Genomic DNA, 20,540 nt, shown 5'->3' with positions numbered 1-20,540 from the left:
TGCATCACTTCACGGGGCGGAACTTCCGCACCCGGTGGCCTCGGATGTCGACGACGTAGACCTGGCCTCGGCTGTCCACGGCGATGTCGTGCCCCCAGTCGAACCGACCTGCCTCGCGCCCATGGCTCCCCCAGCGCGCGACGGGGGCGCGGAACGAACAACAGACATGGAGCCTCCCCGGACGCGCCATCCCTGTGCGTCCGAGGAGGTGAAACACCGGAGGCTGTTTCCGGTGTCACCCGAGGTCCGAGGCGGTCACTGCACGCAAGGCACCTGCCCGCCGGCGTTCCTGTACGCGCGCACGCGGTTGGCCAGGTTGCCGTTGTCTGTCTCCGGCGTGGTCTGCTCGTCATTGCCCGCGCCGAAGGAGAAGCCGGCGGCGTGGGAGGCGGCGACCTCGGCGGTGTGCGTGAAGAAATAGTCCACGCGGTTGTCCCGCCACTTCGTGTCGCTGTTCGGCAGGCTCATGTTGCCGACCGGGAGCTGCCACCAGAAGTTCGGCTTGTGGAGCCGCTCGGAGATGGCGCGAGCCCACCCGAAGGCCTGGTGGAAGTGGGGCAGGGTGGTGTTCCCCGTGTCCCACCACGTGTTCTCGCTCTGCCGCTGCTCGTAGTAGCCCGCGTCGCGGTCCGATGCCTCCACCACCACGAAGTCGGTGTCCGCCGCGCCCAGCGTCAGGAGGAAGTCCGCCACCTTCCGCGCCTCGCTGTTCACGTCGAAGGACGTGTTCGTGTTCGTGTAGACGTCGATGCGCGTGGCCCAGGGGCTGGCGTGCAGGCCCACCTTCGCGTTGGGCGCGTACTTGCGAGCCATCGCAATCATGCACCGGCTCAAGCCCGACGCATCGTTCGCCATCCCCGCGCAGTCCGTGGGATTGGCGCTGGCCACCTGCGCGGGCACCGTGCGCGGATTGCCCTGGGAGAAGAATTGGATGTAGCCCCACAGGTCCGGCTCGATGTGGAGCAGCGCGCGAGCGTTGCCCACCTGCTGCAGCGTGAAGCGCCAGTCACCGAAGTAGCGCCGCATCAGGGCCACGTCGTTGAGCGACTGGAGCTGCTGCTCGCCCTCGTTCTTCCCGCTGCTCAAGAGCTGTTGGTAGTAGGTGATGAAGGGAATCTGCTGGCGGTCGCCCGACCGGGACACGAAGCCGCGCACGTAGTCGCCGGGGGCCTGCGAGGTGTCCTGCCAGCAGCCCCACCACATGCACCCGCCGCCCGCGCAGGACGTGCCCTTCGTGGAGCATCCCGTCGTGCACGACGTGCACACGTTCGCCGAGTCGACCAGTCCGCTCGCGACGTACAGGTAGCGCATGTCGAACGGCACGCTCGCCGCCGTGCGGTCCTCCATCTGCGCGCCCACGAGGAGCCGGTTCTTCCCCAGTGCCGTGAGCAGCGGCTCGCTCAGGCAGGAGGTGCCAGTGGGGCCACCGTCGGGGTTGCCGGTGCCGCCGCCGTCCGGTGTGTTCGTGCCTCCGTCGTTCTCGGGGGGAGGGTTCTCTCCGCCTGAGCCGGGGCAGCCGCCCAGGATGAAGAGAGACACCGTGAGAGGGAGAAGCCACTTCATCCGCGTGGGGGAGGGCTCGCGCATGGTGGGCCAAAGGCTAGCGCGCCAATCCCCGTGAGGCTCAAGGAGCACATGTCTCCCGGAGCGCGTCTTGCGCTGCCACGGTCTCGCAGTGTGTCATTCAATCGTTCGGAAATAATCCGCCAATCATTGAAAGCAAGAAATTCTTGAGTCGTGACATTCGAGCCGGGTAGACGTGACGGTTCCCCCCCAGCCGAGCCCGAGGGGTGGCCTGGGCTGCTCGACGGGCGCGGCGCATCCCCCCGAGGTCGTGATGACGTTGCGACTGTGGTGTCTCGTGGTGTCGGTGGTGCTGGCGGTTGGTTGTGGTCCCGTCGATGAAGGGCAAGGTGAGGTCATCGACGAGCTCACCGGACAGGTGCTCCAGGAAGCGACGGTGAAGTACGACATGCACCGGCTCCTGGAGGACTCGAACCTGCTGGGCCACCAGTGGATCACCACCGAGCAGGTGCAGGCGTTCCTGACGCAGCAGGGCTCGTATCTGGCGACGTACAAGGACCCGGCGTTCAGCAACAAGACGGCGGCGGCGCTCATCGTGGAGCGCTCGAAGGCGTCTGGCATCAGCCCGCTGTACATGCTGGCGCGCATCCAGGTGGAGTCGAGCCTGGTGCAGAGCGGCACCTCCAACAACCTGGCGAAGGCGACGGGCTGTGGCTGCCCGGACAGCAGCGGCTGTGATGCGCAGTACGTCGGCTTCGGGAAGCAGATTGACTGCTCGGCGAAGAAGCTGCGCGGCTACTTCACGGACCTGGATGCGGGGCGGCCGACGGTCTCCGGTTGGAAGGTGGGGACGACGAAGTCGACGCTGGACCCGTGCTCGGTGAAGCCCGCGAACAAGGCCACCGCGGCGCTGTACACGTATACGCCGTGGGTGGGCGCGTACGCGACGCAGTGTGGCCGCACGACGGTGGGGGGCTCGTCGCTGGTGTCGGTCATCTACAACCGCTATGCGTCGGGCGGCTTCAACTGGGGCGGGCCGACGACGGGCTGTGTGTCGGAGACGGCGGGCACGACGGTGCCGGACCTGGGCTGTGTGCAGAGCTCCTCGGACGCGATGTGGCGTCAGTGCGTGGGCGGCACGTTCTCGGCGGGCAGCACGGACAAGCCCACCACCTGCACGCAGGAGTGGCCGTGGTGCCCCTCCGCCACGCTGGGCCGCTCGGTGCCGGCGCGCACGTGCGTGCAGTCCTCGTCCAATCAGCAGTGGAGCCAGTGCGGCGTGGGCGGTGCGTGGGTGAGCGCGCCCATGGCGCCCAACAGCGGCGCGGGTCCGGTGGGCGCGTGCTTCGAGATGTACTGGCTGTAGCCCGCGCTCAGTACTCGTTGCTCCAGATGAGGTCGAGGCCGCCCGAGCGCGCGTCGCCGTACTGACCTTCCAGGCTCCAGCGCGGTCCGAACTGGTACTCGAATCGGACCGCGTTGGAGTTCTCCCCTTGCTGGATGTTGGCGCCGACGCGTCCGGTGTAGCCGACGTAGATCTTGTCGGTGACGTACGTGCCCACCTCCAGCTTGGTTCCGGCGATGCCCGCGCCCCCCGCCTCGATGGAGAGCACATCCAGCGGGAGCTTGGCGGCCAGGGCCTTGCGCGCCTCGTTGGCGACGAGCGAGCCCACCACCGACGCGGCCTGCGCGCTGGCGGTCATGGACGCGCCGGAGCCTCGCTCCAGGGTGCGGCGGCCCGTGGCGAGCAGGGTGTAGATTTCGGACTCGGGCATGGGCGGCTCGCTGGTGGGCTTCAGCGTGAAGTCGCGCCCCTGGCCTCGGATGGTGACGAACACCGTGACGCTGGCCGTCTCGTTGCGGTGCTCGGCGGTGACGTTGATGTAGGGGACGGCGGGCGGCCCCGTGAAGCTCACGATGCTGTCGCGCTGGACGTCGAAGCGCCGGCCCAGCACGTCCACCCGTCCGCGCAGCACGCGCACCTGTCCGAAGAGGCGCGCCTGGTCGGTGTATTCGATGCGGAAGTCCTCGGACAGGCCCAGCTCCACGTTGACGTCGGAGCCCTTCACCCAGAGGTTGCGCGGCGCGTTCACGTTCACCCAGTAGGCGCGTGACGCAGAGGACTCGTCGCCGGGCTCGGACGCGGCTTCCTCGGGTGGAGGCGTCGCCGGCGTCTGCGGTGTCTCCGGCTGGGGCTCACCCGGAGAAGGCTGCTGCGGCTGCTTGCGCTTGCGCCGCTCGAGCGGGACGCCGCGCCGCACGAGCACAATGTCGTCGGGGCGCCCCATGGCCTGGAGGTCCTTGCGCTTCACCTCCGGCAGCTCGATGGTGGCCTCGGGGATGGAGACGTTGCGCAGGTTGACCAGGTGGTTGGACAGCGTGCCCTCCACCTTCGCGCGCATGCTCAACAGCGCCATGAGCTGGTCGTCGTAGATGATGGGGAAGTTCTGGGCGCGCAGCGGGTAGGGCTTCTCCGCGGGGCTGGACAGCTCGTACTCCCCATTCCGCGTGCTCGTGGCGGTCAGCGGCGCCTCCAGCCAGAGCGAGCCACCGCCGGCCTTCACGGCCAGCTTCTTCACCGACAACGCCTCCTGCGTCGCATCGAGGCTGAGCTGGATGTCGCGGTACTCGCCCAGCCCCATCAGCGCGAGCTTGCCGTCCTTCCACTCCAGCGTGCCTCGGAAGATGGGCGCGGCCACGGTGCCGGTGAGCTTCGCGTCCGCTTGAATCATCCCGCCCACGCCGCGCACCACCTCCACCGCGCCGGAGAGGAAGGACGGGTCGAAGTCGCGCGCGTCGAGCGTCACGTCCAGCGGCGCGCGCGCGGTGTCCAGACCCTTGCGCAGCGCGGGCAGGGACACGTCCATCGCCACGTTTCCGTCCACGTGCAGGGTGCCCCCCGCCGGAGCGGAGAGGAGCACGTCGAAGGTGGAGCGGGCGTTCTGATAGCCGTACTGCACCCGCGCCTGTCCGAGCGCCAGGTCGCCCATGCCGAGCTTCTGCGCGCCCGCGGTGAGCTCGATGTGGGGCGTGTCGAGCGTGCCTCGCGCGGTCAGCTCCACCGCGAGCTCGCCCTGGAGGCTCTTGGACTCGGGCGCGACGGACCGGGAGTTCGTCGTGCTCTTCACGCGGGCCTTCGCCACGCCGGGCAGGTGTTGAATCGGCATGGGGCCCAGCCGGCCCTTGAGCTGGAGGGGGATGTGCCCGTAGACCTCCTGGTCCTGGAGCGCACCGAGCGGCGCCTCCAGCGTGACATCCAGTTGCACCAGCGGCTTGTCCTCGCGCTGCACCGCCAGCGTCACCTTCACGTCCTGGTCATCGCCCACCACGCCGAGCTGCCCATCCACGGGCGGCAGTCCATACGCCGTCAGCCCCGAGGACTTCACGCTCAAGCGCGCCTGCGGCACCATCGCGGAGCCGGTGAGGAAGAGCTGCGCGGAGACGGTGCCTCCGGGCTCCTCGAGTCCACCCACGCCCTCGAACTGGGCCAGGGGCAGGTCCGCCACACGCGCCTCCAGGTCCACCGAGGCCGTCAGCAGCTCATCGGCCTTGGGCGGCCGCGCCAGCATCCCGCCCAGCGTGAAGGGCGTGTGCAGGACGACATACGTCTGGGAGCCCAGGCCCTTCACATCGACGCGCGCGTCGAGCGTGCCGTCCTGCGCGTCCGACGCCGCGTGCAGCGCCAGGTCCAGCGGCTGCTTCAGCGAGAAGCCCGGAGGCGGCGCGGTGTAGTTCAGCGCCTGTCCGTTGATTTGAAGCGTCAGCCGAGGGTCCTTCGCGGTGCCGTCGATGCGCAGCTCTCCGGACGCCGTTCCCGTCACCGGCTCCGTGCGCTTCAGCAGGGCCATGGCCTTGGGGATGTCCAGGTTCTCCAACCGGACGGTGAGGGCCAGCGCATCCCGGCGGCGCTTGAGCACGCCTTGCACTGGCACGTCGAAGTCGGCGGAGACGCTGGCCGCGGGATTCGACGCCGTGAGCTTGCCCGTGGCGCGGTCCTTCTCGTAGCGCCCGTCGACCGACACCTGGAGGTCCGTGTACTCCGACACGCGACCATCGCGCCAGCGCACCTGGGCCTGGGCATCGGGGCGCGCCACGCGGCCCTTCGCGGTGACGAAGCCCGACACCGTGCCGCCCAACCCGAGTGACTCGGGCACGGCCAGCCGAGGCAGCAGCGACAGGTCCACGGCCTCCAGGTCCACGCGCGCGGTGATTTCCTCGCGGATGAGCGAGCCGAGCACGGATATCACCTGCGCCCCGGACGTGAGCTCGAGCGCGGGCTCCACCGCGACCTTGCCGCTGTCGAGTCGCACATGGGTGGGGGCCTGGAGCTTCCAGGTGGCCTCCGGCCACGAGAGGGTCATCCCTTGGAGTTGCAGCCCGTGGGTGTCTTCATCCACCAGGCCCGACAGCGTGAGGCCGAGCATCGTGTCGCCCAGGGCGCGCACGCTGGCCTCCAGCTTCCGCCCCTCCGTGGTGAAGTTGGCGGACACATCCCGGAACTGGCGGTCACCGGCGCGCAGCTCTCCCATCACCACCGTCGCGTCCGCGGAGAGGGGATGGGTGACGTCCGGGACCTCCGCGTTGAGCGTGAGGTTCTTCACCGCGAAGTCGCCGTAGGCCAGCGAGGTGAAGGTGCCCTGGGCGTTGATGCCGGGCTCTCGCGCGGAGCCCTCCACGCGGAACTCCAGCGTGCCGCTTCCCGCCAGGGGAGGGAACGTGCCGGGCAGCAGCCGCGTCAGGGCCTGGGACAGCAGCGAGAGGTCGCCCGCCGTCAGTCCGCCATTCACCCGCAGGGCCTTCGTGGTGCCCTCACCCTGCGCGTGGAGGGAGGCGCCGGGGACCAGCACCCGCAAGCGGGACAGCGTGTAGTGGCCGTCCTTCGCGGAGGCCTTCAGCTCCACGGGTCCCAGCGGCTGGCCCAGGTAGCGCGAGGGTGACACCGACAGGTCCACCTCCCCGTCGAGGGTCTCCAGGCTCGTGCCGCCGCCCTTCGCCGTGAGGTCCGCGGAGAGGTTCGTCTTGGGGCCCGAGTCCACCAGCACGGAGAGGTCCACGCCGCGCGCCTTCACGATGAGGCCATCGGTGCGCAGCCGCTCCAGGTTCACGTCGCCCTTCACCTCGAACGTCGCCTCCGCGGCCTTGCCTTGGACATCCGCGAACACCACCTCGCCCTCGAGCCCCGCCTTGCCCGCGAGGCTCACGGGCGCGCGCAGCGGCCAGGTGGGGATGAAGCCGCGCGTCAGCTCCGGCGGCACGGTGAGCTGGCGCACGTCCGCGTTCACCTTCAACACGCCCGGAGGCTCCCCCGGCGCCGTGTCCGCCGGGAGCGTCATCGAGGCCGTCGCGTCCAGCAGCAGTCCCGCGAGGTCCAGCTTCACGTCGGCATGGAGCGAGTCCTCCTCGCCGCCGCCCTTCACGTCCAACCGGAGCGGTCCCTTCACGGGCAAGGCGAGCCCTCCGGTGGACTCCAGCGCCACGGTGAACGAGCGCGTGGCCACCGCGTAGCTCCCGCTGCCTCGGGCGTCGAAGTCCTCCAGGCGCACGTGTCGCTCGCCGTCGTCCTCCAGCTCCTGCTTGAAGTCGACATGGCCGTCCTGGAGCACCAGCTCGCGCAGGTCCACGCGCAGCTTTCCGCGCGGACCGGGGGGCTCCTCGGGCTTGGCGACGCGCGCCGCGAGCGCGCGGGAGAGGTTCAGTCCTCGCTCGTCCTGGGCCAGGTAGAGCCGGGGCGCTTCCACGCGGGCCTGCGAGAGGTCCACGTGCTGACGCAGGAGCGCGCCTGGCCGCACGCGTGCTTCCACACGGGCAATCTCCGCCACCAGCTCGCCCTCCGGGTCATACAGCTTCACGCCCGTGAGGACGGCGCCAGGCAGGTCCAGGTCCAGCCCACCCACGTCCAGTCGCCCGGCGAACTGCTCGTTGGCCAGTCCCAGGCCCTTGTGCAGCAGCCAGCGCTCACCCGGCGGGGACGTGGCCCACACCAGCGCGCACGCCACCGTGAGCACGACCAGTCCCACCACGCCGAGCAGGCCCCACAGCAGCCATCGCCCCCAGCGTCGCCGGCTCAAAACGCTTCTCCGATCGAGAGTTGAAGCGCGCACTGCCCATCCGGTGAGCCCGCGAAGGTGGCGGCGCGCGAGGTGGGCCCGTCCTCCTTCCACTTGCTGCCGATGCCGAAGCAGCCCCCGGACGTGGGATAGATGTAGCGCGGATTGTCGACCGGCAAGCCCTGGCCGATGTTCAGGCGCCGCGCGATGTCCAGCCGGATGGGACCCACCACGGTGATGTAGCGCAGGCCCAGGCCCACCGCGTGGTAGTGCTCGGGACCGAACAGGCGCGGCGCGGAGCGCGAGTCGAAGCCCTCCACGCCCACGAGCCCCGAGTCCCAGAACGCCGCGAGCATCAGGCTGGTGGAGATCTGGTAGCGCAGCTCCAGCGATGTCTCGAAGAGGCTGTTGCCTCCCACGGGCACGGTGTCCCACTCGGACTTCTGGACCTCTTCGTCCGGCTCGCCGTCGTTGTTGGTGTCCACTTGCTTCGTGAGCGCCGCGAGCGGGGACAGCCGCTGTCCGTTGAAGCCGCGCATGGACGTGGCGCCCCCGGAGAAGAAGCGGGTGACGATGGAGCTCTGCGAGTTGCCCGCGGGGTTGAGCGTCCCCATGCGCACCTTGCCCGCGAGCACCAACTGCTTCTCGTCGCCGAACGAGCGGTAGAAACGAAGGTCCGGCAGCAGCCGCACGTAGTTGAAGTCGCCCTGGAGCAGCCCGCCGCCCTTCTGCACGGAGAGGCTGATGTAGTAGCCGTCCCGAGGCGCCACCGGGTCATTGCGCCGGTCCCACGTGAAGGCCAGCTCGAGGAAGCTCAGTGCCACCTCGCAGCCCACCTGCCCTGAGTCACCACAGCCCAGGACGACGGGCGGCACGCGCGAGTCCGCGCTCACGCGCCCCGTCAGCTGGTAGATCTGGAGGTTGTAGGACGGGAAGACGGAGAAGTTGCGATGCGGCTGCCAGATGACGCCCGTCTGCAGCTTGCCGCCGTAGAAGTCGTACGCCTGCTCCAGGCCCTTCTCCAGGGTGAGCGACGTCTGGTGGCGCACGTCGCGGAACAGGAAGCGCGGCTGCTCGTATTCGCCCGTCACCTCGAACACGGGGCCCTGCTTCGTGGGGGTGATGATGTCGCGGATGAACGCGTAGCCCGCGCGACCCCGCACCGTGACGCGGCGCAGTCCGCCGAGGAAGTTGCGGTGGGTCCACTCCCCCAGCACGCGCACTTCCTGTCGGGCCGCGTCCACGCCGATACCACCACCCAGGCGCACCGAGCGGAACGGCGCCTCCCGCACGTCCACGACGATGGGCACCGTCGCTGTCTCGCGGTCGGGCGCTCCGCGGTTCACCTTCACCGCGCCGAACACACCCATCCGGAACACGCGCGCCTGGGCCTCCGCCAGCGCCGTCTCGCTGTACCAGTCGCCCTTCTTCAGCGCGCCCTGCACCTGCTCGATGATGCGGCGCGGAGGGACCTGCGGGTGGGCGTCCGTGGCGACGAAGGTGTTGCCGAAGCGATAGCGCGGCCCGGGCTTCACGGTGAGCCGCACCTGGGCCTGCCGCGTGTCCACGTCCACCTGCACCTCGCCGGACACCTCCGCCTCCGCGTAGCCCAGCTCGCGCAACTGCTCCTGCACCAGCGTCTTGGATTCCTCCCAGGGCCCCTCGCGGAAGACGTCGCCTTCCTTGAAGGGGAGGATGGCCTTCACCCGGTCGTGGTGCTCCTGGCGGTGCTCTTCCGGAAGCGTCTGCAGCCCGTCGAGCTGGATGCCGGCGATGAGCGTGGGCTGGCCCTCGTCGACCTGGACCTGGAGCTTCACCGTGTCCTTGCCCTGGGGCTTCACCTGACTGTCCACCACCTCCGCCTGGTAGAAGCCCTGGGCCTGGTAGAACCGCTCGATGCGGCGCAGGTCCGCCTGCCACGCGTTGGGGTCGAAGTAGTGCGGACCGCCAAAGGGCCAGAACGCCCACCACGGCGTCGCGGACGTGAGGATGTGGTCCTTGATGTCCCCCTCGCTGACCTGGTCCGTGCCCTGGATGTCCAGGGTGGAGACCTTGGGGCCCGGCGGAGGCGTGGACGTGGTGGCACACGCCGCGACGCTCAGGAGCGCGGCGAGAGTGGCGAGGCGGAGGAGTCGAAGCAGGTCAACAGCCACGGAGTGTTCATACCCGGAAGGCCCGCGTCGGGCGCGTTTGCTGGCACATGGCCCCTGTGTAGTGTCGCATTCCGACGGTGCCTTGGCGCTTCCTGTTGGCTGGTCCTTGCCAGAAACACGTGGGCGCGTGCATGCCGAGCCAAGGTGCGCCAGATTGGGGGCCATGCTCCTGTCCCGGCGAATGAGAATCTGGGTGTTCTGCGTGATGTCGGCACTCGCCACCGCCTGCGGTGTGGACGATGACGAGGTGGTCCGGCTCAAGGAAGGGGAGAGCCTGGCGGACGCCGAGTACTGCGGCTCCTTCGGCTGCGAGCGGGTCGACGAGTTCTGCGCCGAGGTCTTCCTGGAGTTCGGCCGCTCGCCGCCCATCTGCGTGCGCGACGACGTCTGCGAGCGGCTGGAGTGCGCCAACTCCAACCGGCGCTGCGCCATCTTCGACGGCCTCCCGGGCCAGGTGAAGTGCATCGACTGAGTGGTGCGCGGGGTGCGCCCAGGCGCCCGGGACCTGACTCCCGGGCGGCCCCAGGGCCGCGCCTTCAACGACGGGCGGAGGCGGTGAGCCAGGCCAGCTTCTCCGCGGCCTCCCGCGTCGTCGAGTCGGACATCAGCGCGCCCGCATCCTGGCTGATGCGATAGGCCCAGTTCGAGTCGCTCATGGAGCCCGGCAGGTTGATGCGGTCCCGGGTCCCCAGCACGTCCTGCCAGGGCAGCACGCACAAGTCGCTGCTCGAGTTGAGCGCCGCGGCCAGCATGCCCCGGTGGACCTCGGGGGTGAACTCACGCGTCACCGGCACGCCCTGCATCTCCGGCCACGCGCGCGCGGCGGCGTGACGCTCGTCGTCGCGGGCGCCCTCCCACCACTCGGCCATGGTGTCCGTGTCATGCGTGCCCGTCGTCACCAGCGACACGGGCGGGAAGTGGTGCGGGTGGCGGTAGTCGTTGCCGTCGCGCTCCCAGCGCATCACGCGATAGCCGGGCAGCCGGAGCTCCGCGAGGATGCTCCGCACGAAGGGTGGGATGACGCCCAGGTCCTCGGCGACGATGCCGGCGCCTTCGGAGAGCAGCTCGAAGTGCTTGCGCCCCAGCCTCCGGTGGCTCTCCTCATCCGGCGGGATGAAGCGCCCGGTGGGCGTCTGCTCGTCGCGAATCCACTGCCGGAAGTAGCCCACTGCGTGGTCCACGCGGCGCAGGTCGTAGTAGCTGGCCGCCTTCTTCGCGCGCGACTTGAGCCACGCGTAGTCGTCCTTCTCCATCGCGGCGAAGTCGAAGTAGGGCAGGCCCCAGTCCTGGCCCGTGGCGGAGAAGTCGTCCGGCGGCACGCCCAGCCGCGCGTCGCGGCGGAGGATGGTGGGGTAGGCCCAGCAGTCCGCGCTGTCCTGGCCGATGATGAACGGCTCGTCGCCGCACAGCAGCACGTCCTGGGCGCGGGCCTTCGCTCGCACCGCGTCCCATTGCTGCTCGGCCACCCACTGGAGCCAGGCGTGGTAGCGCACGCGGCGCTCCAGTTCCGTGGCCTTCGCGCGCAAGGCGTCGGGCTTGCGGGTGCGCAGCGGCTCCGGCCACTCCCACCACGCGCGGCGCTGCTCCTGCTCGCTGATGGCGGTGAAGAGCGCGTAGTCCTCCAGCCAGTCGCCTTGGGCCTCTCGCCACTGGCGGAAGGCGCGGGCGCGCTCGGACTGGGGGGCCCAGTGCCGGGCCTCGAACGTGTCGAAGGCGCGCGCGAGGGCCGCGTCCTTGAGCGGGAAGACCAGGTCGTAGCGCACGCGCGGCGCGGCGCGGGCCTCGGCGAGCTTCTGCTTCTCCTCGGCGGAGAGCGCGGCCTCGCCTCCGGAGGCGATGAACTCCGGCAGCGCGCTCAGGTCGATGAAGAGCGGGTTGAGGCCGAACGCGGAGCGGGTGGCATAGGGACTGGAGTCCCCCGGCGCCGTGGGCAGGAGCGGCAGCAGCATCAGCAGGCGCTGGCGGGCGGCCTTCATCCAGGTGAACAGCCCCTCCAGCGCGCCAAGGTCGCCGATGCCGAAATCCGTGGGGGCGCGGAGGGAGAACAGCGGGAGCAGGAGACCGGACAGCCGGCCGGGGGTGGACATGGTGCGGCGCAATCTGCACCAGCACAGCCCCGGAGTGAACTGCTCCCCCGCCAGGAATCGCATGCGAGGGTTTGGCTGGTGGACGGATGCACCTTTCGCGGGGGATGTCTGGCCTCCCCGCTACACTCACACCATGACGCCCCTGCCCCCTTCCTTCTATGCACGGCCGGCCCTGGTGGTGGCGAGGGAGCTGCTCGGCACGCTCCTGGTGGTGCGGGACGCGCACGGCGTGCGCCGGGTGGGCCGCATCGTCGAGACCGAGGCGTACATCGGGGAGCACGACCTGGCGTGCCATGCCGCCAAGGGGCTCACCGCGCGCACCGAGGTGATGTTCGGCCCGGCGGGGCGGGCGTACGTCTACTTCATCTACGGGATGCACTGCTGCTTCAACGTGGTGACGGACGAGCCCGGGGTGGGGGCGGCGGTGCTGATCCGGGCGCTGGAGCCGGTGGAGGGGCTGGAGGCGGAGGTGCGCACGGATGGGCCGGGGCGCCTGTGCAAGGCCCTGGGGCTGAACCTGACCCACAACCGGATGGAGCTGGGCACGGACGCGCTGCACCTGCTGGCGGGGGAGGCCGTGGCGGAGGCGCGGGTGGAGCAAGGCCCCCGGATTGGGGTGGATTACGCGGGGGAGTGGGCCCAGAAGCCCTTCCGATTCTGGGTCGGCGACAGTCAACATGTCAGCAGGCGACCGGCACCCAGGGCTCGTAAGCGGCCTTGACGAATGCGCTTCTGGCTGGTTGGGTGCGCCACGCCATGTCCGACGAGGTCGCCACGGAAGATGATCGCCTGCTCCTCGCCCGCGCGCAGGACGGGGACATGTCCGCCTTCGAGGCGCTGGTGGAAGCCCACCAGGACAAGGTGTACGGTCTTGCCCTGCGCATGACGCGCTCGGAGGCGGACGCCGCCGAAATCACCCAGGACACCTTCCTGTCGGCCTATCAACATCTCAAGGATTTCCGCGGGGATGCGGCCTTCGGCTCCTGGGTGCACCGGATTGCCGCCAACCATGCGCTCATGCGCCTGCGCCACCGCCGGGTGGCCCAGGCCGCGGAGGCGGAGCTCCAGGGGCCTGAATTCACGGCCCGGGGCACGCTGGCGGATTACCCTCTCCAGGACTGGAGCCGGGATGCCGAGGAGAAGGCGCTGGACGCGGAGCTGGGCCATGCCATCCGCCAGGCGGCGGACCGGCTGCCCGAGGGGTATCGTGAGGTCTTCCTCTTGAAAGACGTGGACGGCCTCAGTTACGAACAGATTGCAGAGGTGACGGGGGATTCCATTCCCGCCATCAAGAGCCGCCTGCACCGGGCTCGTCTCGCGCTCCGTGAAGCCATCGACGCCTTCTACAACCGGGACAGTCGAGGGCTGTGAAACGCGAACGGGGGGTACCGCATCTTCGGATGCGAGGACGAGGGCGTGTCGCTGCCAGCCGAGGTTCGGATGTACACCTGTAAAGACTCAATCAACCTCCTGCTGGAATACCTCGACGGCGAGATGTCGCCCGAGGAGGCGCAGCACCTCCAGGAGCACCTGTCCGGGTGCTCGCCCTGTGAGGAGTTCTTGCGCACGTACCGGGCGACGCCCAGTTTGTGCAAGCGCGCGATGGCGGCGAGGATGCCGAAGGAGGTCAGCAACAAGCTGACTGAGTTCCTTCGCTCCAAGATCAAGTCCGCCTCGTGAACCTGAAGCAACTGTCGCTGCCTGAGTTGGAGGAGGCGCTCGCGCCTTTCTCCCCGTCGCCCACCGCGGTGCGCAAGGTGTTCGCCGCTGTCTTCGCCCACGGGAAGGGCTCCGTGGAGGAGGTGGCGAACTCCCCGCAGGTGCCGCGTCGCGTCGCGGACCACTTGAAGGCGCACGGCGAGATGCCGAGCCTCCAAATCGTGGAGCGGCGCCGGGCGGACGACGGCTTCGTGAAGTACCTCTTCGACTCACCGCTGGGCGGGCGGGTGGAGGCGGTCCGCATCCCCATCTTCGATGAGAAGTACGTCGTCTGCGTGTCCAGCCAGGTGGGCTGCGCGCTGGCGTGCGACTTCTGCATGACGGGGAAGTTGGGTTTCAAACGCAACCTGCAGACCTGGGAGATTCTGGACCAGGTGCTTCAGGTGCGGGCGGAGGCGGACCGGCCGGTGCGGGGCGTGGTGTTCATGGGGATGGGCGAGCCGCTGCTCAACTACAAGGAGACGGTGAGGGCGGCGGGCATCCTGTCGAACCCAGCGGGCTTCTCGATTGCGGGCACGGCGATAACGTTCTCGACGGCGGGGCATGTGCCGGCGATCCGCCGCTACACGCGAGAGGGGCTTCCGTACCGGCTGGCGTTCTCGGTGACGAGCGCCATCGCGGAGAAGCGGGCGCAGGTGCTGCCCATCGAGAAGACGCATCCGTTGCCGGAGCTGATTGAGGCGATTCGCGAGTACAGCCAGGTGCGTCGCGAGCGCGCGATGATTGCCTATGTGGCGATTCGCGGGTTCAACCTGGAGAGGGAGGACGCGGAGGCGCTGAAGACGGCCTTCGAGGGGATTCCCATCAAGGTCGACCTCATCGACGTGACGGACCCGACGGGGAAGTACCAGCCTCCGACGGCGGAGGAGCTGAGTGCGTTCCGCGATTACTTGCAGATTCTGAAGGCGCCGGTGGCTCGGCGGTATTCAGGGGGCAAGGAGATTGGGGCGGCGTGCGGGACGTTGGCGGCGACGCAGTACGGCGGCACGGTGATGCCGTCGCCTTCGCAGACTTCGTGACGTCAGGGCCGGGCGAGGTGCTCGTGGGCGAGGCGGGCTGTGTTCTCCTCGACCCCGAGTGACAGCGCGGCTCGGATGGCGTCATCGAAGGAGTGCAGGGTGTATTCCCCGGCGAGCTCTCCGGGGACATCCGTTGCTTGGAGCAGCCGAACCAACAGGATGCGAACGGCTGCGTTCCGGACTTCGAAGTCCTCGTGAGTGCAGAGGCTGGGAAGCGCGACGAGGACTCGGGCGACTCCCCAGCCGCGCATCGTGGAGGCCATCCAGAGGGCGTTCTTGATTTGCCGATGACTGCCATCCCGTTGCTCGACGATGTTCATCAGGAAGTCGAAGGCAGCGGGCCCCAGGGCGGCGAACTCTTTCACGGGAAGGTGCGTCGAGTCCGCGCGGCCCAGCTCCGCCTTGAGTCGTCTCCAGGGGCTCGTGGGGGTGGGAGGCGGGGTGTGGTGTTTGTCTTTGACCGGGCTGATGATGGCTCTGGCACCTGAGTCGGTGAGCTTGCCGATGAGGAGTGCCTCCATCTCCGTGCGGGTTCCCGTGGCCAGCGTGCTCGGGAGGGTTTTCAGCAGGGTGCCCACTTCCTGGACACCGAGGTTCAGGAGTTCTCGGACGCTCTGGAGGACTTTGACTCTCAGCGGGCCCGTGTCGATGAGCTGGAGCGCCCACCTCCCGTGCCGCGCGATGAAGAGAGGCCGCAGGTCCTCGGGGATGCCGGTGTCGTCACTCTCGAAGGCGTGGCCGCACTGGGTGCAGCGGAAGGAGGCGGAGAAGCGGACACCGGTCCTCGACGCCGTCGCGATGTAGAGGGTTTCCTGCGCGGTGGTGCAGCCAGGACAGCGGGTGGGGCCGCGGACGGATTCGCGTGACATGGCTCAGGGGTCCTTCTTCAGGAGTTCCTCGTAGACGGTGCTGAGCGTCGAGAAGCTCAGGTTCTTGTATGTGATTCGATTGGCGGCCCGAGCGACTTCTTCAGGAAGGGTCTTGAGAGAAGCTGGGACCAAGGGCGACGCCAGGAGGTGGTAGGGGCCACCGTGATGGGAGGAATCGAATGCGTAGACGCCTCGGGCCGCCATCTTCTGCCAGTAGTCGTCAGGCGTTGAGGATTGACCCGGAGCCGGCACTGGAGAGGTTCTGGGCTCCATGTCGAAGAGGACGGAGATCGCGGTGTCGTGAACGTCGACATCTTGAAGATACGCGTCGGGAGCGTAGCCACCCCCGGCCGAGCTGAAGAAGCCGACGTATCCATCTTGGTCAACGGCCAGCCAGTCGTGCTCGGCGCCTGCGATGTCGTCTCGAGTCTTTGGGGTCATGGCGCGTCTATCGCCGCAAAGTCGGCGCCGTTATCGCGAGGGCGGACTGTATGTCGTTTGTGAAGGAAGCATGAGGACGTTGCTGGAACGTGCGACCCTGACCGCACTCGATGTGCGACCGGCAGAACTGGGCCGCCGCACCCGGATGTTGTCCTCGCGCACGCGCCCCACTACTCCGTGTAAGCTCGGCTTCCATGAATTCGATGGTGAGTTCGCTCCTGGGTGCCGTCACGACCCAGCCCGGCGTGAAGGACGCGCTCTTCCAGGTGGACAAGCTGGGGGAGCAGGGCGACCACGCGTCGCTGGTGGCGCTCGCGGCGGGCCTCGAAGCTCGTCACTCGGCAACGCCCTCTGAACGTCGCTGGCGGCTCCATGCCGTGTCCGACCACCTGGAGGAGGTCCTCGCCCAGGGACGGGACTTCGAGAGCGCCCTGGCCCTGCTGGAGGTCGCTCGCCAGCCTCGCGATGCCCGCTTCCAGGGACTGCACTCCGCCTCACGCCGCGCCCAGGACCTCGCCTCGCTCCTGGCCACCTTCCGCCCCGCCTCGACCTTCATCGAGCTGCTGGCCCATCGCCGCGGGCCCGACGACCTCACGGAGCTGTTCGCCTGCGGCATCCACGAGTACGTCCTGCGTGGCTCCTCCCTGGCCTCACACCCCCACGTGCGCGACTTCTGGGCCCAGGTTGTTCAACGCGGCCATCCCCTGGCGGACCTGCCCCTGACCCGCCTGGCCTGGGAGTCGTCCCTCGGCCTGGACCTGGGCGTCGAGGACCTCTCCGCCTCCATCTCCTCCCTCTCGTCGCGGATGGCCTCCGACGACGATGACGACGCACCGACCCTCCCCAACATCCAGGTCGCCGTGCGCGATGAGCCCGTCCCACCTCACTTCGCCGCCGTCATCGAGACCCGCGGCGATGACGGTCCCCCCAGCCAATACGAGCAGCGCGTCCTCAAGCTGCGCCCCTCCCTCCCCAAGGCCCCCGCGGACAGCATCCAGTCCGTCCTCGTCGACCTGGGCCTGGACCTGCTCGAGGACGCGGACTTCGTCACCTGCCACCGCGCCGTGCTCGAGGACGTCGTGTCCTCGCTCTTCGGCCTGGCTGTCTTTGGCGCTCGCGGCTGGCAAGGCGCTCTCGGCGCAGCCCACGGACGTCTGGCATTGTGGCGCACGCTGGCCGGACTCAGCGGCTTCGAAGGTCCGCTCGACCCCAAGGCACTCAGCGCCCGGCTCGAGTCCTGCGGCTGGTACCGCTTCGAAGCCTCGGAGCGTGTTCGCAACGCGTCCCGTCGCCTGGGCCTCGTGTGCCTGCGCCCCGGCGGCACGTCGATGGCGCTGCTGGCCGTGCGCGACGAGCCCTGAGCCTCCGCCTCACGCGGCGACGGCGCTCCTCCGGCTCCAGAGTCGGAAGGAGCGCTTCGACGACCTCCCGCTCGGGTCCTTCGGGAGCGACTCGAGGACCACCAGTCGCTCACTCAGCAGCGCCGAGGCGAGGTTGCCCACCGGCGTCTGTCCCGTCTCCAGGTCGCGCCCCCGATTCCGCGCGATGAAGTCCTGGAAGAACTCCAGCCCCCCAGGCGTGTCCTCGACCAGCCCCTGGTAGGCGAGAAACCTCCAGGCCTCCTCGGGGTTGCCGTTGAAATCGACGGCGAACAGGGTCGCGGTGAGCTTGTCCCAGTGGGTCGGAAGAATCATGGTGATGGCGTCGAAGCATAGCCGACGTCGCCAAGGTGGTGCGCGTCAGCTCTGTTCACCCACCACGCATCGCGCTTTCCCCTCCACGGGGCATGACTTATGTCAGGTGCCTGGTACTCGGAGGAGGGGGTTCGCGCGGATGGTGGAATACATCGACCAGCTCATCGGAGCGCTCGGGCCGTTGGGGTTGCTGGTGTTGGGGGTCGCAGCGGCCTTGGAGTACGTCGTCCCACCTTTCCCCGGGGACACCATCACGCTGCTCGGCGGTGTGTACGCGGTGCGAGGCACCCAGCCGTGGGCGCTCGTCTTCCTCGTCGTCGTCGCGGGGAGTGTGCTCGGCGCCTTCATCAACTACCAGGTGGGTCACTGGCTGGCTCAGCGCTTCGACGCCAACCCCGAGCGCAGCTACTTCGGCATCACCCACGCGCGCCTCCAGGAGGTCCAGTCCCGGATGCGCCGCAGCGGCCCATGGCTCCTCGTGGTCAACCGCTTCCTGCCCGGCATCCGAGGCCTCATCTTCGTCGCCGCGGGCGCCGCGCGCATGCCACGGCTGAACGCGCTGGGCCTGGGCGCGGTGTCCGCCATGGCACATACGGGGCTGGTGCTCGCGCTGGGGGCCGCGGTCGGCGGCAACCTCGAGAAGTTGACGGCCCTCATCAGTCGCTACCAGTACGCCGTCGTGGGGCTCGTGGTGGTGGGCGTGGTGGCGGTGTTGGTGCGTATGTTCGCTCGACGACGTGCGCCCGCCCCAGGGCCCTGAGTTCTCGGGATGACGCCGCTCCCGCGCGCCGTTGCGTGCGGCCAATCCGGCGCGCTTGAGTTCTCGTCATGGCCTCATGCATCCACTCGGGGACCGTGTTGTTCGCCGTGCTCGCGCTGTGCTCGGCGGGCTGCCGCTGCGGGGACAACTCCAACGTGGGCGGTGCGCGCCAGGGCTTCCGCGCCCAGGATGAGGAGGTCGATTTCGGCCGAGCCCTCGAAGGCACGCTGACGCGGAGACAGGTGACGGTGCTCGCCACCGGCCGCGCGAGTGTCTCGGTGGTGGTGGCCTCGGGCTCGCCCTTCACCGTGGTGGCCTCGGAGGTGATGGTGCCCGGAGGCGGCACCGCCGTCGTCGACGTGGACTTCCTCGCGGGCGTGGGCACCGCGGAGGGCTCGCTGACGTTGACGGGCGCGGGAGGCACCACGTCCGTCCGGCTCAAGGGCCTGGGTGTTCGTCCGTTGACGTGCACGCCGTCGGGTCCCTGCCACGCGTCGACCTTCGACCTCGCCTCCGGCACCTGCGTGGAGCAGACCCTCGAGGATGGCGTCTCCTGCGTCCCGCTCAGTCGCTGCCAGGTGGATGGGCACTGTGAGTCGGGGGCGTGCGTGGGCGCTCCTCGCTCGTGTGATGACGACAACCCGTGCACCGTGGATGCGTGCTCACCGAGCCTGGGCTGTGTGGCATCGCCGGTGGTGTGTCCCGTGCCGCGCAACCCCTGCAAGGTGGGCGTGTGCGACCGCGACCTCGGCTGTGGCGAGGAGGATGCTCGGGACTTCAGCGTCTGTGGACCCGTGAGCTGCAAGAAGGCGCGTTTGTGTTTCGATGGCTCCTGCAAGGAGATGGCGCCACCGGATGGCATTGTCTGCGCACCCGCCACGGCCTGTCAGGGGGAGGGCACCTGTCAGGGAGGTGAATGCGAGAAGCCAGACGCGGGAGACCTCGTGGCGACCTTCAGCCAGGAGCTCGGCGGTGAGCCGGTGGGGGCTCCCGCGCTGCTCGTTCAAGGAGGCGGACTGTTCACCTCGGTCTGCGGTGGCGACGCGGGTTGCCGCCTGGTCTCTTTCACCCGACATGGGCTGATGCGCTACGAGTCGCTCTATCCCGACGGTGGCCCGCGCACCTTGCTGGCCGCGTCGGATGCGGGCGTGGTGGTGCTCGCGCCCTCGGGGCTGGAGTCCTATTCCGCCCGGGGCCTGGGGGAGCGTCAGTGGGAGGCCACGTGGGAGTCGCTCGGTGCGCCCGGGGACGCGGGGCCTTGGGTCGGGCACCTGAACGCGGGACAGGTCGCGCTGACGGAGGCAGGGGAGGTCCTCGCGCAGGTGGCGTGGGCGCATGCGCTCGATGGCGGCACCGCCACCGCTGCCCCCGTGCCGGAAGGCGCCCGATGGGTCTGGCTCTCGGCACGAGAGGACGCGGGCTCCCTCGTCCATGCGGGGCCCGTCGAGCCGTGGCGAGGAGAGTCTCGACTCGCGCTCGACACAGCAGGCACACCGATTCGATACACGGTGGAGGGCCGCTTGGAGCGCGCCGACGTCGACCCGGATGGCGGCTCCGCGCTGCACGTCACCTCCCTGCGGGAAGATGGCGGTGTCCTCATCGGGCGTGCCTCGCTGGCGGTGGCGAGCGGAACGCTCCTGGTGGGCGCGCGGGCCTTTGTCTCCACCGACGGCGGCGCACAGGTGGATGTGGATTGGGATGGAGGGACTCGGACGCTGACGCCCCACGCGGAGCCTGTGCTGCTGTCCGCGGCGGGGACCTCGGGCTATCTGTTCGCGCAGGTCTGCGCACGTGAGGGAGGACTCCCTTGTGCGCCCGAAGAGGAGCGCACCGTGCTTCGCGCGGTGGACTCGACGACGGGGCGCCCGGCGTGGGAGGTGGATGCGCTGCCCTTCGAGGCGCTGCCCGGCACGCTGCACGACGCGGCGCTGCTGCAGGGGGACGCGGTGGGAGTGCTCGCGGATGCGTGGGTGCCCGAGGGCCGGCAGGTGTGGTTGCAGTTCTTCGCCCAAGGCGAGCGACTCGGCATGTGTCCGCTGCCGGGGTACCCGACGCGGCTGGCGGGGGCCGCGTTCTTCGAGGGGCGGATGCTCGTCGTCGTCGAGCGCGAGGGCGTGTGGCGGCTGGAGTCCTACGGCCTGGGGCCGGGCATCCAGGTGGAGACACTCGGCTGGCCTCAGCGGCACGCGCATTCGGACGGGGCCCGACGCGAGGCCCCGTGACTCAC

Annotated in this window: 17 protein-coding genes; 9 read left to right on the top strand and 8 right to left on the bottom strand. The window is 69.3% G+C overall.

Annotated elements, in window-relative coordinates:
- Positions 1 to 4: 4 nt before the first annotated feature.
- Both MYSTI_RS35135 and MYSTI_RS44020 read right to left on the bottom strand, forming a co-directional pair.
- Positions 5 to 190, bottom strand: a complete 186-nt coding sequence (locus MYSTI_RS35135) for a hypothetical protein (RefSeq protein WP_044282203.1) — start codon at positions 188 to 190, stop codon at positions 5 to 7.
- Positions 191 to 255: 65 nt separating this feature from the next.
- Positions 256 to 1,563, bottom strand: coding sequence for a hypothetical protein (locus tag MYSTI_RS44020; RefSeq protein WP_169558689.1), 1,308 nt, complete (start codon positions 1,561 to 1,563; stop codon positions 256 to 258).
- Positions 1,564 to 1,837: 274 nt separating this feature from the next.
- On the opposite strand from MYSTI_RS44020, the gene MYSTI_RS35125 reads away from it, so the two are divergent.
- Complete coding sequence (locus tag MYSTI_RS35125; RefSeq protein WP_015352603.1) at positions 1,838 to 2,890, top strand: hypothetical protein; 1,053 nt, start codon at positions 1,838 to 1,840, stop codon at positions 2,888 to 2,890.
- A 7-nt stretch (positions 2,891 to 2,897) separates the two neighbouring features.
- Here the strand turns inward: MYSTI_RS35125 and MYSTI_RS35120 are convergent, their stop codons facing one another.
- Together MYSTI_RS35120 and MYSTI_RS35115 are read right to left on the bottom strand one after the other, a co-directional pair.
- Positions 2,898 to 7,592: a translocation/assembly module TamB domain-containing protein gene (locus MYSTI_RS35120; protein WP_015352602.1), complete on the bottom strand. Its 4,695-nt coding sequence runs from the start codon at positions 7,590 to 7,592 to the stop codon at positions 2,898 to 2,900.
- Positions 7,589 to 9,724: a BamA/TamA family outer membrane protein gene (locus MYSTI_RS35115; protein ID WP_015352601.1), complete on the bottom strand. Its 2,136-nt coding sequence runs from the start codon at positions 9,722 to 9,724 to the stop codon at positions 7,589 to 7,591. Before MYSTI_RS35115 ends, MYSTI_RS35120 begins: the two co-directional genes overlap by 4 nt.
- A gap of 205 nt (positions 9,725 to 9,929) precedes the next feature.
- On the opposite strand from MYSTI_RS35115, the gene MYSTI_RS35110 reads away from it, so the two are divergent.
- Positions 9,930 to 10,196, top strand: a complete 267-nt coding sequence (locus MYSTI_RS35110) for a hypothetical protein (RefSeq protein ID WP_233278386.1) — start codon at positions 9,930 to 9,932, stop codon at positions 10,194 to 10,196.
- A 64-nt stretch (positions 10,197 to 10,260) separates the two neighbouring features.
- On the opposite strand, the gene MYSTI_RS35105 is transcribed toward MYSTI_RS35110, so the two are convergent.
- On the bottom strand, positions 10,261 to 11,811 hold the full coding sequence (locus MYSTI_RS35105; RefSeq protein WP_015352599.1) for a 4-alpha-glucanotransferase: 1,551 nt from the start codon (positions 11,809 to 11,811) through the stop codon (positions 10,261 to 10,263).
- Between the two features lie 133 nt (positions 11,812 to 11,944).
- Between MYSTI_RS35105 and MYSTI_RS35100 the strand changes: the two genes are divergently transcribed.
- The 4 genes from MYSTI_RS35100 to MYSTI_RS35085 all read left to right on the top strand — a co-directional run bounded on the left by MYSTI_RS35100 (position 11,945) and on the right by MYSTI_RS35085 (position 14,549).
- Positions 11,945 to 12,532, top strand: a complete 588-nt coding sequence (locus tag MYSTI_RS35100) for a DNA-3-methyladenine glycosylase (protein WP_044900876.1) — start codon at positions 11,945 to 11,947, stop codon at positions 12,530 to 12,532.
- Positions 12,533 to 12,567: 35 nt separating this feature from the next.
- Positions 12,568 to 13,182 (top strand): RNA polymerase sigma factor, encoded by a 615-nt coding sequence (locus MYSTI_RS35095; RefSeq protein ID WP_015352597.1) that lies wholly within the window; start codon positions 12,568 to 12,570, stop codon positions 13,180 to 13,182.
- A gap of 69 nt (positions 13,183 to 13,251) precedes the next feature.
- The gene (locus MYSTI_RS35090; RefSeq protein WP_015352596.1) at positions 13,252 to 13,491 is read left to right on the top strand and encodes an anti-sigma factor family protein; all 240 of its coding nucleotides are present in this window, start codon (positions 13,252 to 13,254) and stop codon (positions 13,489 to 13,491) included.
- On the top strand, positions 13,488 to 14,549 hold the full coding sequence (locus tag MYSTI_RS35085; RefSeq protein ID WP_015352595.1) for a radical SAM protein: 1,062 nt from the start codon (positions 13,488 to 13,490) through the stop codon (positions 14,547 to 14,549). The genes MYSTI_RS35090 and MYSTI_RS35085 overlap by 4 nt, the downstream gene beginning before the upstream one ends.
- Positions 14,550 to 14,551: 2 nt before the next feature.
- On the opposite strand, the gene MYSTI_RS35080 is transcribed toward MYSTI_RS35085, so the two are convergent.
- A complete protein-coding gene (locus tag MYSTI_RS35080) occupies positions 14,552 to 15,418 on the bottom strand; it encodes a hypothetical protein (RefSeq protein WP_015352594.1) in 867 nt (288 codons plus the stop codon).
- 3 nt (positions 15,419 to 15,421) lie between these two features.
- Entirely contained in the window at positions 15,422 to 15,859 is a 438-nt protein-coding gene (locus MYSTI_RS35075) for a hypothetical protein (protein ID WP_015352593.1), read from the bottom strand.
- A gap of 203 nt (positions 15,860 to 16,062) precedes the next feature.
- Here MYSTI_RS35075 and MYSTI_RS35070 point away from each other — a divergent pair, with 203 nt between their 5' ends.
- On the top strand, positions 16,063 to 17,220 hold the full coding sequence (locus tag MYSTI_RS35070; protein ID WP_044282190.1) for a DUF6183 family protein: 1,158 nt from the start codon (positions 16,063 to 16,065) through the stop codon (positions 17,218 to 17,220).
- Between the two features lie 9 nt (positions 17,221 to 17,229).
- Here MYSTI_RS35070 and MYSTI_RS35065 read toward each other — a convergent pair whose 3' ends face one another.
- Complete coding sequence (locus tag MYSTI_RS35065; RefSeq protein WP_015352591.1) at positions 17,230 to 17,553, bottom strand: hypothetical protein; 324 nt, start codon at positions 17,551 to 17,553, stop codon at positions 17,230 to 17,232.
- A gap of 139 nt (positions 17,554 to 17,692) precedes the next feature.
- Between MYSTI_RS35065 and MYSTI_RS35060 the strand changes: the two genes are divergently transcribed.
- Both MYSTI_RS35060 and MYSTI_RS35055 read left to right on the top strand, forming a co-directional pair.
- Positions 17,693 to 18,313, top strand: coding sequence for a DedA family protein (locus MYSTI_RS35060; protein WP_015352590.1), 621 nt, complete (start codon positions 17,693 to 17,695; stop codon positions 18,311 to 18,313).
- A 68-nt stretch (positions 18,314 to 18,381) separates the two neighbouring features.
- Positions 18,382 to 20,535, top strand: a complete 2,154-nt coding sequence (locus MYSTI_RS35055; protein ID WP_015352589.1) for a lipoprotein — start codon at positions 18,382 to 18,384, stop codon at positions 20,533 to 20,535.
- Positions 20,536 to 20,540 lie beyond the last annotated feature (5 nt).

Source organism: Myxococcus stipitatus DSM 14675 (assembly GCF_000331735.1).
In the GTDB taxonomy this organism is placed as follows: Bacteria; Myxococcota; Myxococcia; order Myxococcales; family Myxococcaceae; genus Myxococcus; species Myxococcus stipitatus.
This window is presented reverse-complemented; position numbering and strand designations above follow the sequence as displayed.

Coding starts and splice junctions, on each gene's coding strand:
- MYSTI_RS35080 (WP_015352594.1), bottom strand. CDS start 15,418: ATGTCACGCGAATCCGTCCGCGGCCCCACCCGCTGTCCTGGCTGCACC.
- MYSTI_RS35125 (WP_015352603.1), top strand. CDS start 1,838: ATGACGTTGCGACTGTGGTGTCTCGTGGTGTCGGTGGTGCTGGCGGTT.
- MYSTI_RS35100 (WP_044900876.1), top strand. CDS start 11,945: ATGACGCCCCTGCCCCCTTCCTTCTATGCACGGCCGGCCCTGGTGGTG.
- MYSTI_RS35110 (WP_233278386.1), top strand. CDS start 9,930: ATGTCGGCACTCGCCACCGCCTGCGGTGTGGACGATGACGAGGTGGTC.
- MYSTI_RS35055 (WP_015352589.1), top strand. CDS start 18,382: ATGGCCTCATGCATCCACTCGGGGACCGTGTTGTTCGCCGTGCTCGCG.
- MYSTI_RS35060 (WP_015352590.1), top strand. CDS start 17,693: ATGGTGGAATACATCGACCAGCTCATCGGAGCGCTCGGGCCGTTGGGG.
- MYSTI_RS44020 (WP_169558689.1), bottom strand. CDS start 1,563: ATGAAGTGGCTTCTCCCTCTCACGGTGTCTCTCTTCATCCTGGGCGGC.
- MYSTI_RS35065 (WP_015352591.1), bottom strand. CDS start 17,553: ATGATTCTTCCGACCCACTGGGACAAGCTCACCGCGACCCTGTTCGCC.
- MYSTI_RS35070 (WP_044282190.1), top strand. CDS start 16,063: ATGGTGAGTTCGCTCCTGGGTGCCGTCACGACCCAGCCCGGCGTGAAG.
- MYSTI_RS35095 (WP_015352597.1), top strand. CDS start 12,568: ATGTCCGACGAGGTCGCCACGGAAGATGATCGCCTGCTCCTCGCCCGC.
- MYSTI_RS35075 (WP_015352593.1), bottom strand. CDS start 15,859: ATGACCCCAAAGACTCGAGACGACATCGCAGGCGCCGAGCACGACTGG.
- MYSTI_RS35090 (WP_015352596.1), top strand. CDS start 13,252: ATGTACACCTGTAAAGACTCAATCAACCTCCTGCTGGAATACCTCGAC.
- MYSTI_RS35105 (WP_015352599.1), bottom strand. CDS start 11,811: ATGTCCACCCCCGGCCGGCTGTCCGGTCTCCTGCTCCCGCTGTTCTCC.
- MYSTI_RS35135 (WP_044282203.1), bottom strand. CDS start 190: ATGGCGCGTCCGGGGAGGCTCCATGTCTGTTGTTCGTTCCGCGCCCCC.